The organism is Neisseria sp. DTU_2020_1000833_1_SI_GRL_NUU_006 (genome assembly GCA_032388755.1).
Lineage (GTDB): Bacteria > Pseudomonadota > Gammaproteobacteria > Burkholderiales > Neisseriaceae > Neisseria > Neisseria sicca_C.
Map to the genome: position 1 here is coordinate 1,285,348 of CP135593.1, position 14,163 is coordinate 1,299,510.

9 protein-coding genes are annotated in these 14,163 nt (G+C 49.2%); 2 read left to right on the forward strand and 7 right to left on the reverse strand.

Going from position 1 to position 14,163, the window contains the following annotated elements; all coding sequences use genetic code 11:
* The first annotated feature begins 74 nt into the window (after window positions 1–74).
* The gene (locus RSJ68_06290; protein WNU98358.1) at window positions 75–923 is read left to right on the forward strand and encodes an RnfABCDGE type electron transport complex subunit B; all 849 of its coding nucleotides are present in this window, start codon (window positions 75–77) and stop codon (window positions 921–923) included.
* Window positions 924–1,159: 236 nt separating this feature from the next.
* Here RSJ68_06290 and RSJ68_06295 read toward each other — a convergent pair whose 3' ends face one another.
* From RSJ68_06295 to RSJ68_06305, 3 genes are all read right to left on the reverse strand, one after another.
* On the reverse strand, window positions 1,160–2,503 hold the full coding sequence (locus RSJ68_06295; GenBank protein ID WNU98318.1) for an aldehyde dehydrogenase family protein: 1,344 nt from the start codon (window positions 2,501–2,503) through the stop codon (window positions 1,160–1,162).
* A 285-nt stretch (window positions 2,504–2,788) separates the two neighbouring features.
* On the reverse strand, window positions 2,789–6,337 hold the full coding sequence (locus RSJ68_06300) for a calcium-binding protein (GenBank protein ID WNU98319.1): 3,549 nt from the start codon (window positions 6,335–6,337) through the stop codon (window positions 2,789–2,791).
* A gap of 378 nt (window positions 6,338–6,715) precedes the next feature.
* Window positions 6,716–6,874, reverse strand: a complete 159-nt coding sequence (locus RSJ68_06305) for a hypothetical protein (GenBank protein ID WNU96094.1) — start codon at window positions 6,872–6,874, stop codon at window positions 6,716–6,718.
* 1,108 nt (window positions 6,875–7,982) lie between these two features.
* Between RSJ68_06305 and RSJ68_06310 the strand changes: the two genes are divergently transcribed.
* The gene (locus RSJ68_06310; GenBank protein WNU96095.1) at window positions 7,983–9,191 is read left to right on the forward strand and encodes a uracil-xanthine permease family protein; all 1,209 of its coding nucleotides are present in this window, start codon (window positions 7,983–7,985) and stop codon (window positions 9,189–9,191) included.
* 52 nt (window positions 9,192–9,243) lie between these two features.
* Here RSJ68_06310 and RSJ68_06315 read toward each other — a convergent pair whose 3' ends face one another.
* The 4 genes from RSJ68_06315 to RSJ68_06330 form a co-directional block, all read right to left on the reverse strand.
* A complete protein-coding gene (locus RSJ68_06315) occupies window positions 9,244–10,698 on the reverse strand; it encodes a TolC family protein (GenBank protein WNU96096.1) in 1,455 nt (484 codons plus the stop codon).
* Between the two features lie 591 nt (window positions 10,699–11,289).
* Entirely contained in the window at window positions 11,290–12,402 is a 1,113-nt protein-coding gene (locus RSJ68_06320) for an ABC transporter permease (protein WNU96097.1), read from the reverse strand.
* Between the two features lie 148 nt (window positions 12,403–12,550).
* Window positions 12,551–12,889 carry a hypothetical protein gene (locus RSJ68_06325; protein ID WNU96098.1) on the reverse strand — a complete coding sequence of 113 codons (339 nt, stop codon included), beginning with the start codon at window positions 12,887–12,889 and terminating at the stop codon, window positions 12,551–12,553.
* A 263-nt stretch (window positions 12,890–13,152) separates the two neighbouring features.
* Window positions 13,153–14,049, reverse strand: coding sequence for a peptidoglycan DD-metalloendopeptidase family protein (locus RSJ68_06330; GenBank protein ID WNU96099.1), 897 nt, complete (start codon window positions 14,047–14,049; stop codon window positions 13,153–13,155).
* Between the last annotated feature and the right edge of the window lie 114 nt (window positions 14,050–14,163).

Below are 14,163 nucleotides of genomic sequence, written 5' to 3' on the forward strand. Positions count from 1 at the left end.
ATTTTCAAACCCTTTATTCCCCTATACTTCGTTTCCCGATAAAATACGCCTTTTCGATTTTGACTCTATCCGCCATGCTGACCGACCTTCAAGCCATCAACCGCCTGCTGCCGCAAACTCAGTGCCGAGAATGCGGCTATCAAGGCTGCCTGCCTTATGCACAAGCTTTGTTGCACGAGGATGCGCCTGTTAATCTGTGCGCACCCGGAGGAGAGGCGGTGATGGTCGATATTGCTGCCTTATTAGGCAAGCCGCGCGTTGCGCCGGTCAAAACGCAGCCCAAAGCCGTCGCCTTGATAGACGAAGCCGCCTGTATCGGCTGTACCGCCTGCATCCGCGCTTGCCCTGTCGATGCGATTATGGGCGCAAGCAAGTTTATGCACACTGTCATCAGCGACGAATGCACAGGCTGCGGACTCTGTCTCCCGCCTTGTCCGGTGGATTGTATCGACATGATACCTTCCGAACAGGAATACCTCCCCGCCGCACGCAGCCTGAGCCGTTCTTCCGAAGCGCGTTTCGCCGCCGCCGAACACGCGCAAAGCCGCTTTGATTGGCACACCGAACGCAAAGCGCGCGACGAGGCGGAACGCAAAGCCATGCTTGCAGAGCGCGAAGCCGCCGTTAAAGCCAAGCAGGCGCAAATTCAAGCCGAAACCAAAGCTGCGTCCAAACCTACTTTCAATCCTATGGATTTGATTGCCAAAGCCATGGCGAAAGCACAATCCCAACAAGACAAGCTGGTTGCATCCGACAACCGTGAAGCATTCAAAAACCGGCAAATCGAAGAAGCCAAAGAGCGCGCCGAATTGCGCCGTGCCCAACGCGATGTCAAATATGGCAACGAAGAAGAAAAAGCTGCTGCGCTTGCCTACCTGCGCCGTTATAAAGCGGAGCAAGAGGCAGCCAAAGAAATACGGTGATGTCGGTGAAGAGACTTTGAAGGTCGTCTGAAATAGGTTTTCAGACGACCTTATGAAAAAGATCCCGCTATTCCGGGCAGATGAAAATCCTTATTCAATAATCGGAAATTTCCAATTACATCACTCCTACTGAGAATATTGAGAAAAACAAACCGCCGCTTCAACAAAAAGAAGGTCGTCTGAAAACGCAACATAGACAATCCCGGCGTTTTCAGACGACCTTTTTTAATCCGTCCTTATTTCTGCCAATACGTTTTCACGTTCACAAATTCATACAACCCGAATTCAGACAATTCCCGTCCGTAACCTGATGCCTTGACGCCGCCAAAGGGTAGGCGCAGGTCGCTGCTGGTGTGGCGGTTGATAAAGACCGAGCCTGCTTGGATTTTTTCGGCAAACTCCCAAGCGCGGCGGGTATTGGCGGTATAGATACTGGCGCCCAATCCGTAGGGCGTATCGTTGGCAAGGGCGACGGCGTGTTCCTCGTCCTTCGCCCGCAAGATCATGGCAACCGGCCCGAAAACCTCTTCATTCCAAACGCGGCAGTCGGAATTCACTTTGTCCAACACGGTGGCAGGGTAAAACCAGCCCTTTCCTTCAGGAATGAAACCGCCCGTCAAAACTTCTGCGCCGTGTGCGACTGCGTCCTGTACTTGAGTGTGTACGTTTGCGCGCAAGTCTTCGCGGTGCAACGGGGCAAGTGTGGTCGCAGGGTCTTTGGGATTGCCCGTTTGCAATTTGGCGCATTCGGCAAGGAACAGGGGAATGAAGCGGTCGGCAACGGCTTCGGTTACGACGATTCGTTTGGCTGCGTTGCAAGACTGACCCGCGTCGCGGAAACGCGAATAACAGGCTTCGACGGCGGCACGTTCGAGATCCGCATCGGGCATGACGATGAAGGGGTTGCTGCCGCCGAGTTCGAGGACGGTTTTCTTGAGGTGCATTCCCGCATGGGCGGCGAGCAGGCGGCCGGTCCGCGTCGAGCCGGTAAACGCCATCGCATCGGTGTCTTCAATGGCTTTCAAGGTATCGTCGTTATCCAACCATGCGCCAATTAACGGAAGGTCGTCTGAAACCAACTCCAACAGCGCAGCGCTGACCCGCGCAACACTGGGCGCAGGTTTGACGGCACAAGCATTTCCCGCGCACAGGGCTGGAATGGCAAAACGCAAAACCTGCCAGACAGGATAGTTCCACGGCATGACGGCAAGCACAACACCCAACGGCTCAAAACGCACCTGGCTGAGGCTCGCCTGCGTGGCAATGGTCTTATGCGCCAGCAACTCGGGGGCAAGGCGGACATAATATCGGATGAGTTCGACCGATTTATCCAGTTCGGCACGGCATTCATGCAGGCAGCGCCCGACTTCTTCACAAACCATTTCCGCAAGCCGCTCCTTGTTTTGCGCCAAACGCTCGGCAAAGGCTTGCAGCAAAGCAGTCCTCCCGGTAACGCCCAACCGCGCAAACGCCTGCTGGCGCAACTTCAACGCTGCCAATTCTTGTGCAAACTCTGCATAACCCTGCGCAGGACGGCGGCAAAGGGTTTCGCCGGTATAGGCATTGATGCTGTGAAACATGGTTCGGCTCCTTTGTATGTCAGTTTTATTTTAGGTCGCCTGAAAAACAAGGTGTTTTCAGACGACGTTTATTCATCATCAAAGAAACGCGATTATATAGCAAACTTAGATAACTCCATGCAGTCCTATTCTAAATAGACAACCTGAACGAAAAAGAATTTATGTAACTCGATAATCACTCATTAAAAAGTAATCGAAATATCTAAAATAAGCCTAAAAAATAATAAAGGTCGTCTGAAACCCTGTTTCCAAGGTTTTCAGACGACCTTTCATCATCAACACAGATTACAGAATGCCATTAACAACTTCTTCCGCAGAAACCGTCTTATCAGCAAATGTAAACTGAGCATACTGATAATTCTTACTGCTGAAATAGTTCTGGAGACTGACCTGATCATCTCCGCCATAAGCTTTGACGACCAAATCATTACCCAAACGGCTGAATACCGCATCCGAGAATACTGCATTCTCAAACAACAACGTATCAGTATGTTCCAACAGGCTGCCGTAATCGGAAACCACATCCTTGCCGTGACCTTTGGCAAAGACGTAGGTATCGGCTTCATTATTGCCACCGTTCAGTCTGTCGTCTCCGGCTCCTCCGTTCAGAATGTCGCTGCCTTCGCCGCCGTACAAAATATCGTTGCCGTCGCCGCCATATAAGGTGTCGTTTCCATTTTCACCATTAAGCGTGTCGTTACCTGCGCCGCCATCGATCTCATCGTGCGTACTCCAACCGGACAATGTTTCATCACTATCGCCGCCTTTCATATTCAGACCGGCATCATTGAAATCAACGGTTTTGTCGTCAAATGCAAAACGGACATGACGGTAGGAGTCGCCAAGGAAGAAATATTCAACGGTAACCTGATCTTCGCCGCCGTAGGCCTTGACGATCAGATGGTTGCCCGAGCGGGTAAATACGGCATCGGAAAATTTTGCACCTTCGAATTTCAGAGTGTCTGTATGCTCGATATTGTTTGCATATTCGGAAACCACATCCCTGCCGTGGCCTTTCTCGAAGACGTAGGTGTCGGCACTGTTATTTCCGCCATACAGTCTGTCGTCTCCCAAACCGCCATGCAGGATGTCTTTCCCGTCTCCTCCGTTCAATACGTCGTTTCCTTCTCCGCCGCTCAGCGTGTCTGAACCGTTTCCACCCTCTAACGTATCATTACCTTTGCCGCCATTGAGAACGTCATTACCGCTTCCTGCTTCCAAACGGTCGTCTCCATCATTGCCGTCCAGCAAGTCATCAGTGTTCCAGCCGTACAAAGTATCGTTATCCACTCCACCTTTTACTGTCAAGGACGCTTCATCCAAGGAAACGGTTCTGTCGTCGAAGGCAAAACGGACATGACGGTAGGAGTCGCCAAGGAAGAAATATTCAACGGTAACCTGATCTTCGCCGCCGTAGGCCTTGACGATCAGATGGTTGCCCGAGCGGGTAAATACGGCATCGGAAAATTTTGCACCTTCGAATTTCAGAGTGTCTGTATGCTCGATATTGTTTGCATATTCGGAAACCACATCCCTGCCGTGGCCTTTCTCGAAGACGTAGGTGTCGGCACTGTTATTTCCGCCATACAGTCTGTCGTCTCCCAAACCGCCATGCAGGATGTCTTTCCCGTCTCCTCCGTTCAATACGTCGTTTCCTTCTCCGCCGCTCAGCGTGTCTGAACCGTTTCCACCCTCTAACGTATCATTACCTTTGCCGCCATTGAGAACGTCATTACCGCTTCCTGCTTCCAAACGGTCGTCTCCATCATTGCCGTCCAGCAAGTCATCAGTGTTCCAGCCGTACAAAGTATCGTTATCCACTCCACCTTTTACTGTCAAGGACGCTTCATCCAAGGAAACGGTTCTGTCGTCGAAGGCAAAACGGACATGACGGTAGGAGTCGCCAAGGAAGAAATATTCAACGGTAACCTGATCTTCGCCGCCGTAGGCCTTGACGATCAGATGGTTGCCCGAGCGGGTAAATACGGCATCGGAAAATTTTGCACCTTCGAATTTCAGAGTGTCTGTATGCTCGATATTGTTTGCATATTCGGAAACCACATCCCTGCCGTGGCCTTTCTCGAAGACGTAGGTGTCGGCACTGTTATTTCCGCCATACAGTCTGTCGTCTCCCAAACCGCCATGCAGGATGTCTTTCCCGTCTCCTCCGTTCAATACGTCGTTTCCTTCTCCTGCTGTAATAAAGTTGGCAAGTTCGTTGCCGTAGAGCATATCGTCTTTTTCCGTACCGGTTTTATGGCCGAGTTTTTCCATCGCTTCTTTGCCCATGGCTTCGGCATATTGTTCGAATGTACCGCTGTTTACAGCATCCAGCGAATATTGCGCCATCAGCGATGAGAGTTCGGTAAATGCGTTATCACCCGAACTGATTTTGCTGTACGCTAAAAATTCGCCCAAATCCACAAAGGCTTTTTCAGGGCTGCGAGCGTACACTTCACCAAAGAGAGCGGCGACATCGGTGAAATCGAGTTTGAATTCGCCGTTTTCCAGCTTCAGTCCGATTTTGTTCAAATACGGTTGCAAACGGGTTTGGAAGAGCAGGTTTTCATAAACGTTGTCTGTCAGCTTGCCGTAAGTTTCGCGCACGGTTTTGAGGAAGCTTTCCATCTGCTCTTTGCTTTGCACATAGATAACACCGGACTTTTCACCCGAGAATGCGTCCAATGCTGCAATTTTCGTGCGCAATTCATGCAGCTTTTCTTTGTACTCGTCTGAAACGCTGCCTACCATCAGCATTGCCTTTTCCTGTCCCGGAGTCAATGCGACACCTTCGTTCGCAGTGCGCAGCATGGGGGCGGAGAAACGTGTACCGACGCTGTAATTCGGATCGGTTTGCGCCCATTTGTCAACCAGATCGTCCAAGAGGGCTTTTTGCTGCGCCTTGGTTTCCGCTTTGGTATATGCCTGCAATGCTGCGGCAAGTGCGGGCGAAAGGGCTGCCGCTTCGCGCAGATCGCGCAAACGGCCGATGCCTTGCAGGTTTGCCGCCGCACGCTGTTCGTCGGTCAGATTGACGGATTGGCTATAACGGCTGTAAAGCGTATTGTTGCCAAACAACAAATCGCCCATTTTGCGCACATTGCCGTCTTTGCCGGTATAGCTGCCTTCCTGCGCCAGACGGTTACCATTGCCAAGATTTTGATTGGTATCTTGATATGCAACATTCAGAGACTGTACGCCGACTTCTTCCAACGTAAACAACTCCTCTTTTTGGCTGACACCATCTTGATTCAAATCACGCCATACGCGCAATTTGTCAAAGTCAGCATCTTTAGCATCGACCACGCCGTCGCCATTAGAATCATATTCTGCCAAAGCCGCATAGCCGTGCGCCGCCTTCGTGCCGTCTTTCAAAACGGAACTGTCGCCGAAAAGCTCCTTGCCGTCATTGATGATGCCGTCGCCGTTGCGGTCAACAACCAACAAACCGTCGTCTGAAGCCACCCAGCCTGAAGCCGTGCGGATACCGTCGCCATCATGGTCGAACAATACGCCTTTGTAGCCGTTGTGGGAAACGGTTTCGATACCATCGCCGTCTAGGTCTAGGGTAAGCGGATCGTAGATGTGGTATTTGCCATCTTTGTTATACGTCTTAAATGGCTCAAGAACCTTATCTAAGAAGTCCGTTAAATCCAATAAAGCGGGCAGTAGCCCTTCTTCTAGCTGTTCTTTATAGAAATTCTTCCACCCTTGGTCCGCCTTTTCAAATAAATCTTTTAAGAATTTCTCCCAAGCGGCAGGTGAGATTGCTTTTTCAAAACCTTCACCAAATGCAAAGGCCTTAGGTAGAAACCATTTCTCAAAATCTTTCAACTTTTTATCATATAACTGACCATTTTTATCAGAAATAGTCTTCAACAACTCTGAATTATTCAGAACCAAGTTAGCTCCTGTTGACAAACTACCAATTGCCGCTGCCCATCCTTCAGCAGGATTTACACCAGGTTTGGTAGAAGCATAAATCTGCGCCATCCCAGACAAACTAGACACGATCCCTAAACCCGCAGATGCAGCTTTATCAAATTGTCCTTTCTTCAAATATGCATAAGTTGCAGCCATAGAAGCTGAAGCAACTGCCCCATTCAATTGATATGCAGCTCCCGTCAACATAGCACCAGCTGCATTTGCACTACCAGAGAGACCTGCATTGGCTACAGAAGCTCCCATAGCAGCACTTGTAGCAGCGAAAGATCAGGCTGCGATTGCAGCATCAAGGCCATCCAATGAATTTCTATCTGCTTCAGGCGTAGCTAAATATTTCTGAATATTATTAGCATTTTGAATCGCATCAGCAGTACTTAATCCATTTTCGCGTGCAATATTTAAAAAACTAAATCCAACGTTTGACATTCTCATACTCCAAATTTTAAACTAAAAACCACAACCCAAAAAACGGAAATACAAATTGCAAAAAATATAAATAAATTAATATATTGAACAATATAAAAAATTATATTAATTTGTTTAAAAAATTTACTTGACTCTGTAATATTACCAATAATAAACTTTACACTAGAGGAAAGAAAAAAAAGAGTGATCCCCCCACCATAGAATATATACTTATTAATTCTTACAAAAATAATAAAAATATCATAATATTCTCTCCTGTATACATATAAAATTCCACCTAATAAAAAATAACATATCATAAAGATAAAATAAAAAATACATATAAAAATCTTTACCATATCTTAAAATTTCAACCGAAATATCTTTTATTAATTTAATAAATATAGAATGGGTTACAAACCCAATATTCAAAAGTAGTCTAAAGCAATATCTGTTTTTCAATAATCTTCCATAACAATAACAAAATACCAAACAGATACTCAACTTGTAATTTTGAGTAAAATACCATTATATCTATAAATCTACAATCCATTTCAGATAAACGGTATTTAATTCAAACAAACGTACCATTACAATTGTAAATACAACAAAAAATCGTCTGAAGCTTTTTCAGACGATCTTTTTATATTTGATGAAATTTTTTAACATATTGTTTCATTTCAGTAAATATAATCATTAATTATTTATAAAACTATTATTCCAATTATAATTTTATTCTTACATGATATTTCACTACTTCTATCTACAACCTATTTTTTGATAATTTTTGTAACTTTGATAACCATTGATAGCATTTAAGACAATGTACAGATTTCCGCTTCCATTTTAAACATACAGAAATAGATACATAATCAGGACAAACCTCAGCCTGTCATTTCATTGCATACAGGGATTGATGATTTAAAGCCATTCTCGCTGTGCATCAATTTTTCGTGTATCAGCTATAAGCAGGTTGTTATATATATATATATGAATGAAGAATGGTACTGCAAATGGGATATTTCCATTTACAATCTGTTTTTACCTCGAATCCGCGTTAAATTAATGTTCATCCGGCTGCCTAGACAGTATAATTCCCGCCGTTTGAATCGAATATACGAGGTTTCGGATGAATCAGCTTAAATTGGCGGTTTCGGGTGCGCAGATTTTGTTTGTGGCGTTCGGTGCGATGGTGCTTGTGCCGCTTCTGACGGGGTTGAACCCTGCTCTGGCATTGTTGGGCGCGGGGATTGGGACATTGTTGTTCCAATTGGTTACTCGGCGTAAGGTGCCGATTTTTTTGGGTTCTTCATTTGCCTTTATCGCACCGATTATTTACTCGATTGGTGAATGGGGTCTGCCTTCAACGATGTTTGGCCTGTTTGCGGCCGGCTTTATGTATTTTGTATTCGCAAGCTTAATCAGGTGGCGCGGGCTAGCGGCGGTTCACCGCTTGCTGCCGCCGGTAGTCATCGGACCGGTGATTATGGTGATCGGTTTGTCGGTAGCCGCTGCGGCAAGCAGTATGGCTATGGGGCAGGCTGACGGCAAACAGGTAATTGATTATGCAGACTCGTTGATTTTGTCGGGCTTTACTTTTGCGGTAACGGTCGTGGTGTCGGTTTTTGGCAGCCGCATGATGAAACTGGTGCCGATTTTGATCGGTGTGGCCTCGGGCTACACATTGGCTTTGATAATGGGCTTGGTAGATACTGCCGCCATCGTCAATGCGCCTTGGTTTGCAGTGCCTCATTTTGAAACGCCGCAAGTCAACTGGCAGGCTGCGCTGTTTATGCTGCCGGTGGCGATTGCACCTGCCATCGAGCATATCGGCGGTATTATGGCTATTGGCAATGTTACCGGTCAAAACTATACGAAAGATCCGGGTTTGGATAAGACGCTGGCGGGCGACGGCTTGGGCGTATGCGTAGCCGGTTTGATCGGTGGACCGCCGGTAACGACTTACGGCGAGGTTACAGGCGCGGTGATGATTACGAAAAACAGCAATCCTATCATCATGACTTGGGCGGCGATTTTTGCCATTGCAATGGCGTTTTTCGGTAAATTCAATGCGTTTTTAGCTTCCATCCCAATGCCTGTCATGGGCGGCATTATGCTGCTTTTGTTCGGTACGATTGCATCTTTGGGTGTTAAAACTCTGATTGATTCGAAGGTTGATTTGATGCTGCCTAAAAATCTGGTTATCGTCAGCTCTGTGTTGACAACAGGTATCGGCGGCATGGTCATCAAAATCGGTACGTTAAGTTTTGCCGGAGTGGGCTTGTGTGCAATATTGGCCATTATTTTGAATATACTGTTGCCGGATAGAGAACAATAGTCTTCAGCTTGAAAAGGTCGTCTGAAATTTTTCAGACGACCTTTTTGCTTCTTTATTTCGACCAACCGCCGCCCAATGCCTTATACAGCGACACCAGCATCTGCGCCCTTGCCAGCCGCGTCGCAATCAGGTTTTCCTGCATTTGTTCTTCAGAGATGTGGGCTTTGAGGGCGACGTCCAGCGTTTTGTAGCCGTTGCGGAACATTTTTTCCGTATCGGCCGCGTGGCGTGCCGCCTGATTATGGGCGGTTTGCAGCAGTTCGGTTTGACGGCTTAGCGATTCCACGCCTTGATACGCACTGTCGACTTCGCCCAGCGCGGTCAGGAGCCGTTTGTCGTATTCCAGCAATGCCGTCTGAAGACGCGCGTCGGCGGCTTTGATATTGGCCTTGATGCGGCCGTTGGTGAACAGCGGCGTCTGTATGCCCACCGACAGCAAACTTGCCCAGCCGGTCAGCGAACGGTCACCGTCCACACCGATACGTCCGCCCTGCCCCATAAAGCTGATGGTGAAGCGTGGCAGTAAATCGGCTTTGGCACTGGCGAATTTGGCGGCATAGGCATTGACTTGCGCCGCCTGTGCGCGCAGGTCGGGGCGGCGTTCCAGCAAACCTTGCGGCGTCTGTCCGCCCGGTGCGGAGGGTTGGTGCGCCAACGCATCGACAGACGATTCTGGCAGCGTAAACGTCTGCGGCACGTTGCCGGTCAACACGGCGATACTGCGCACATATGCGGCGTATTCCGCCCCTATCGTGGCGCGTTTGGCTTCCGCCGAGGTCAGTTGCACTTTCGCCTCGTTCACTTCATAGCCGCTGACATGTCCCGCCTTAAAACGCCCTTCGATATAGCGAACCATACGCCGCAGGGTGGCAACGGTTTGGTCGGCGGTTTTCAGACGATCTTGAGCCGCACGCGCTTTGAAATAATTGTCGGCAATATCGCCCGCCACCAGCATTTGCGCGCCGTACGCCAGCTCTTGTTGTCCGAGCGCGGCATAACGGGCGGCATCGGCATCGCTGCGTTTCTTGCCGAAAATATCCGGCTCCCACGAAGCGGTCAGTCCGCCGTATAGGCTGGTGCCTTGAGAATCGATGGTGTCGCCGTTTAAAGTCGAGGCCTGCGGATAACGCGAGAGCAACGCCCTGGCATTACTGTCGAGCGGATTATCCATTTTGCTGTCATTCGCCCCCGCCTTGCCGCTCAGTCCGACGATCGGCCCCAAATCGGCACGCGCCGCCCCCGCCAAGGCACGGGCTTCGTTCAGACGGCTGACGGCGATTTTCACATCATGTCCCTGCGCCAAACCCTGCGCGATTAATCCGCTTAACACCGGATCGTTCCACTGCCGCCACCACGCCCCAATGTCCGCATTGCCCTTTGCCGCCGCATCCTGCGTAAACGCCTGGGGTAATTGAACCTGACTGTTTAACGGAACTTCTGTGTTTTTACAGCCTGCAAGCGCCAAGGCTGCGGCAATACACAATAAATGGATTTGATTGAATTTCATCGTATTTTCCTTTTTGAAAAGGTTTTAGCGTTCCGTTTTGGCGAAATTTGCTTCGCTCGTTTTCAGCGTGCGCCGCCTCTTGACAGGACGACCTTTCAGAAGATTTTTTGCGAAACCTAAATGTAAGCCTGCGGCTTACTGCCCTCTCCCTAACCCTCTCCCGCGGGGAGAGGGGACAAATTAGTCGAAACCCTAAAAACGGTTTTGTTTCACTATCCTCAATCCCCTCTCCCATGAAGAGAGGGAGCAAAATTGGCGGAAAATCCAAAGCATAGTTGGGTTTCAGCATCCTCAATCCCCTCTCACCGTGGGAGAGGGCTAGGGAGAGGGCAGCAAACCGTCAGGTTTGCTTTTTATCGATCCCCGGTTTTGCAGAAGCTCTATCCCCAAAAGCCCTAACTTGTTCAAGAACGGCAAAAGGTCGTCCCGCCAGTCGGCAAACTCAGCGAGATACTTATCCAAGGCCGTCTGAACGACATCCAATAATGCTTGTTTGTTTGGGTAATTTCTCACGGAAGTTCCCTTGTCAGTTTTAGCGAAACTCGCTTCGCTCGTTTTCAGAGTGCGCAGCCTCCTGACAGGACGGCCTATCTAACCCTGCCTCTCCAGCATCCCTTGAAACCGCAACAATGCCAGCCATAAGAATCCTACGCCGATACAGCCCATGATCAGCATATGCCCCCACACGATTTCAATCCCCGCGCCGCGGAACAGGATGTCTTGCGAGAATTTCACAAACTGCGTCAGCGGCCAATATTCGCTGATCAGTTGCGCCGCGTGCGGCATGTTGCTGCGCGGGGATGCGCCGCCGGCAAACAGGTTCATCACGATATACACCGGCAGCATCAGCATACCGAACTGCCCCATCGTCGATGCGAACGTGGCAATCATGATGCCCAGCGACGCCACCGAAAACAGGAACAACGCCAACCCTACCGCATAAAGCGGCACCGAACCGATGAGCGGCACACCTATGCTCAAATGCACGATAAACCACAGCGACGACAATGCCGCCACCCAAATCACGGCGGCATTTGCCAACACTTTGCCCATCATCAGTTCGAACGCATTGACCGGCATCACCAGCAAATGCTCGATTGTGCCGCGTTCGCGTTCGCGGATAACCGCCGCCCCCGTCAATAAAATCAGCAACATACACGACATCGAGCCGATTTGCGAAGTCGGCATGAACCACGAGCTCTCGCCGTTGGGATTGTAATAAGTATTGATGACGGGGTTGATTAACTCCGGCCGCGTCACGCCGGTGAATTCGTAAATTTCGCGGTTGATAATTTGCGAAAGATACGAAGCGCCCACCCCCGCCTGCGTCATCGACGTCGCATCAACCAAAAGCTGCAAATCAGGATTGCGCCCCGCCGCCATGTCGCGCTGAAAATTGGGCGGCACTTCCAAAATAAAGGTGAACTCGCCCTTATCCATCAATTCGTCCGAATCTTCGCGCCGCACGTCCTCTACCGGTTTGAAAAACGGATGCTGCACGGCATCGCGGATACGCATGGACAAAACCGAACGGTCTTGGTCGATGATGCCGACGGTGGCGTTTTTCAAATCCGCGCCGACCTGCGACATCTGATAAATCGTAGCGGTGAAGATGTACGTAATCAGCACCATCAGCACCGGATCAGTCAGCACGCTGCCGAACTCTTTGAGCATCAGGGTCAGAATGTTTTTCAGGGTACGCATGGGGATTCCTGTTTAAACGCTATGGATGAAGGTCGTCTGAAAACCTTATCTGTTCTTCAGACGACCTTTGTACAGTATATCGCCTACTATCTGGTTCTTCATGGAAATCACCAAATTCACCGGCATTACCGCCATACTGCAAAAATTTTCACAGGCAACATTTACCGAAACGCAATTTTTTGTTTAAACCCGCAACGTAAGTCAACTGCTTGATTACCAAGATATTCGTATAATCTTCAAGCGCACGGATACTGTGTGTCTCGCTGGGTTCGAGTCGGACGATTTGCAGGCCTTCGGTATGTAAAGTTTCAGACGACGTCGAGATTTGCGCACTACCGTTCAACACGATCAACAAAATAATCGCTTCGGCTTCATAGGGCGGAATTTCATTGTCTTTCTGCAAAGAAAGCTGGACGATTTCCTGATCAGTATCACTGCTGATCACCCCGCCCAACAAGGCTTTGGGATCTAAGGTATATTGTTTCATCATCGCTCCTTTTCTATTTTTACATTTTCAAAAATTAAGAACATACATACGGCCGTTTTCACAGTATATATTCTTGAAAACCAATATTTAGGGCAGCATATCGGTATAAAGTTCTACTCAAACAGCCCCTTTGATAAATTACCCGGACAGGCACAGACATAATCATTTCCGAAACAGGGAGACCTACATTTTCATCCGCGCTGTGAATTACGGATTTAATTTAAAAGGCCGCCCGAATAATCGGGCGGCCTTCAGTTTGTTCGTCAGAATGCGATATAAGTGGCAGGATTGACCGGTTTGCCGTTTTGACGGACTTCGAAGTGAAGTTGAGTACGGTTGGCATCGGTATTACCCATTTGTGCAATGGTTTGTCCGCGTTTGACATTTTGTCCTTCATTGACGAGCAGACGTTGGTTGTGTCCGTATGCGCTCAAGAATGAGGAGTTGTGTTGGATGATGACAAGGTTGCCATAACCGCGCAAACCCGAGCCTGCATAAACCACTTTACCGTCTGCGGCAGCTACGACGGGCTGACCCGCATTACCGCCGATGTCCACGCCTTTATTGCTGCCGCCAAAGTTGGCAAGGACGTTACCGTTGGTCGGACGCTGCCATGTAATGCCGCTGACTGTACGGGTTGCGCCGGTAGCAACTGTCGGCGTATTGAGAGGTGCAGGAGCAGGCTTGGCAACGAGTGCAGGTGCAGAATATGACGGTTTGGCTGCCGCAGTCGAAGCAGGGGCAGTATAACCGGCCGGTTTGACGCGCAGATTTTGTCCGATGCTGATGTTGTTGTCAGTCAAACCATTCCATTCACGCAGATTGTCTTGGGTAATATGGTAGCGTTTGGAAATATTGTAGACGGTATCGCCACGGACAACAGTATGTGTCGCCGCATTGATGTCAACCGGCGCATAGGACGGAATATAGGCACCGCCGGAAACAGGTGGCGTATAGCTGCTGTTGGCAGCCGGAGCAGAAGGAGGAGTATAAGGGGCATCGTTGGCTGCCGGCGCATTTGTGCCGTAAGGGGTCGCACCATAAGGATTGGAAGAAGTACCGGAACCGGCATTACCGACGACGACGGGGGCGGGTTGCTGGCTGGTACATGCGCCCAATGTCAGGGCGAAAGCGGCATAAAATGCGGTTTTTTTCAACATAATCGATGACCTTTATATCGGGGTTATTGTCTTGATTGGTGCATATCATAATAAAAATAAGCCCGCCCCTCAAGTATCGGGGCGGTTAGGGACTGTTAAAATCGGCTTGCCACG

Bases quoted from the DNA above. Each gene is read 5' to 3' on its own strand.
- RSJ68_06290 (WNU98358.1), top strand. From the start codon at position 75: ATGCTGACCGACCTTCAAGCCATCAACCGCCTGCTGCCGCAAACTCAG.
- RSJ68_06295 (WNU98318.1), bottom strand. From the start codon at position 2,503: ATGTTTCACAGCATCAATGCCTATACCGGCGAAACCCTTTGCCGCCGT.
- RSJ68_06325 (WNU96098.1), bottom strand. From the start codon at position 12,889: ATGAAACAATATACCTTAGATCCCAAAGCCTTGTTGGGCGGGGTGATC.
- RSJ68_06310 (WNU96095.1), top strand. From the start codon at position 7,983: ATGAATCAGCTTAAATTGGCGGTTTCGGGTGCGCAGATTTTGTTTGTG.
- RSJ68_06305 (WNU96094.1), bottom strand. From the start codon at position 6,874: ATGTCAAACGTTGGATTTAGTTTTTTAAATATTGCACGCGAAAATGGA.
- RSJ68_06330 (WNU96099.1), bottom strand. From the start codon at position 14,049: ATGTTGAAAAAAACCGCATTTTATGCCGCTTTCGCCCTGACATTGGGC.
- RSJ68_06320 (WNU96097.1), bottom strand. From the start codon at position 12,402: ATGCGTACCCTGAAAAACATTCTGACCCTGATGCTCAAAGAGTTCGGC.
- RSJ68_06315 (WNU96096.1), bottom strand. From the start codon at position 10,698: ATGAAATTCAATCAAATCCATTTATTGTGTATTGCCGCAGCCTTGGCG.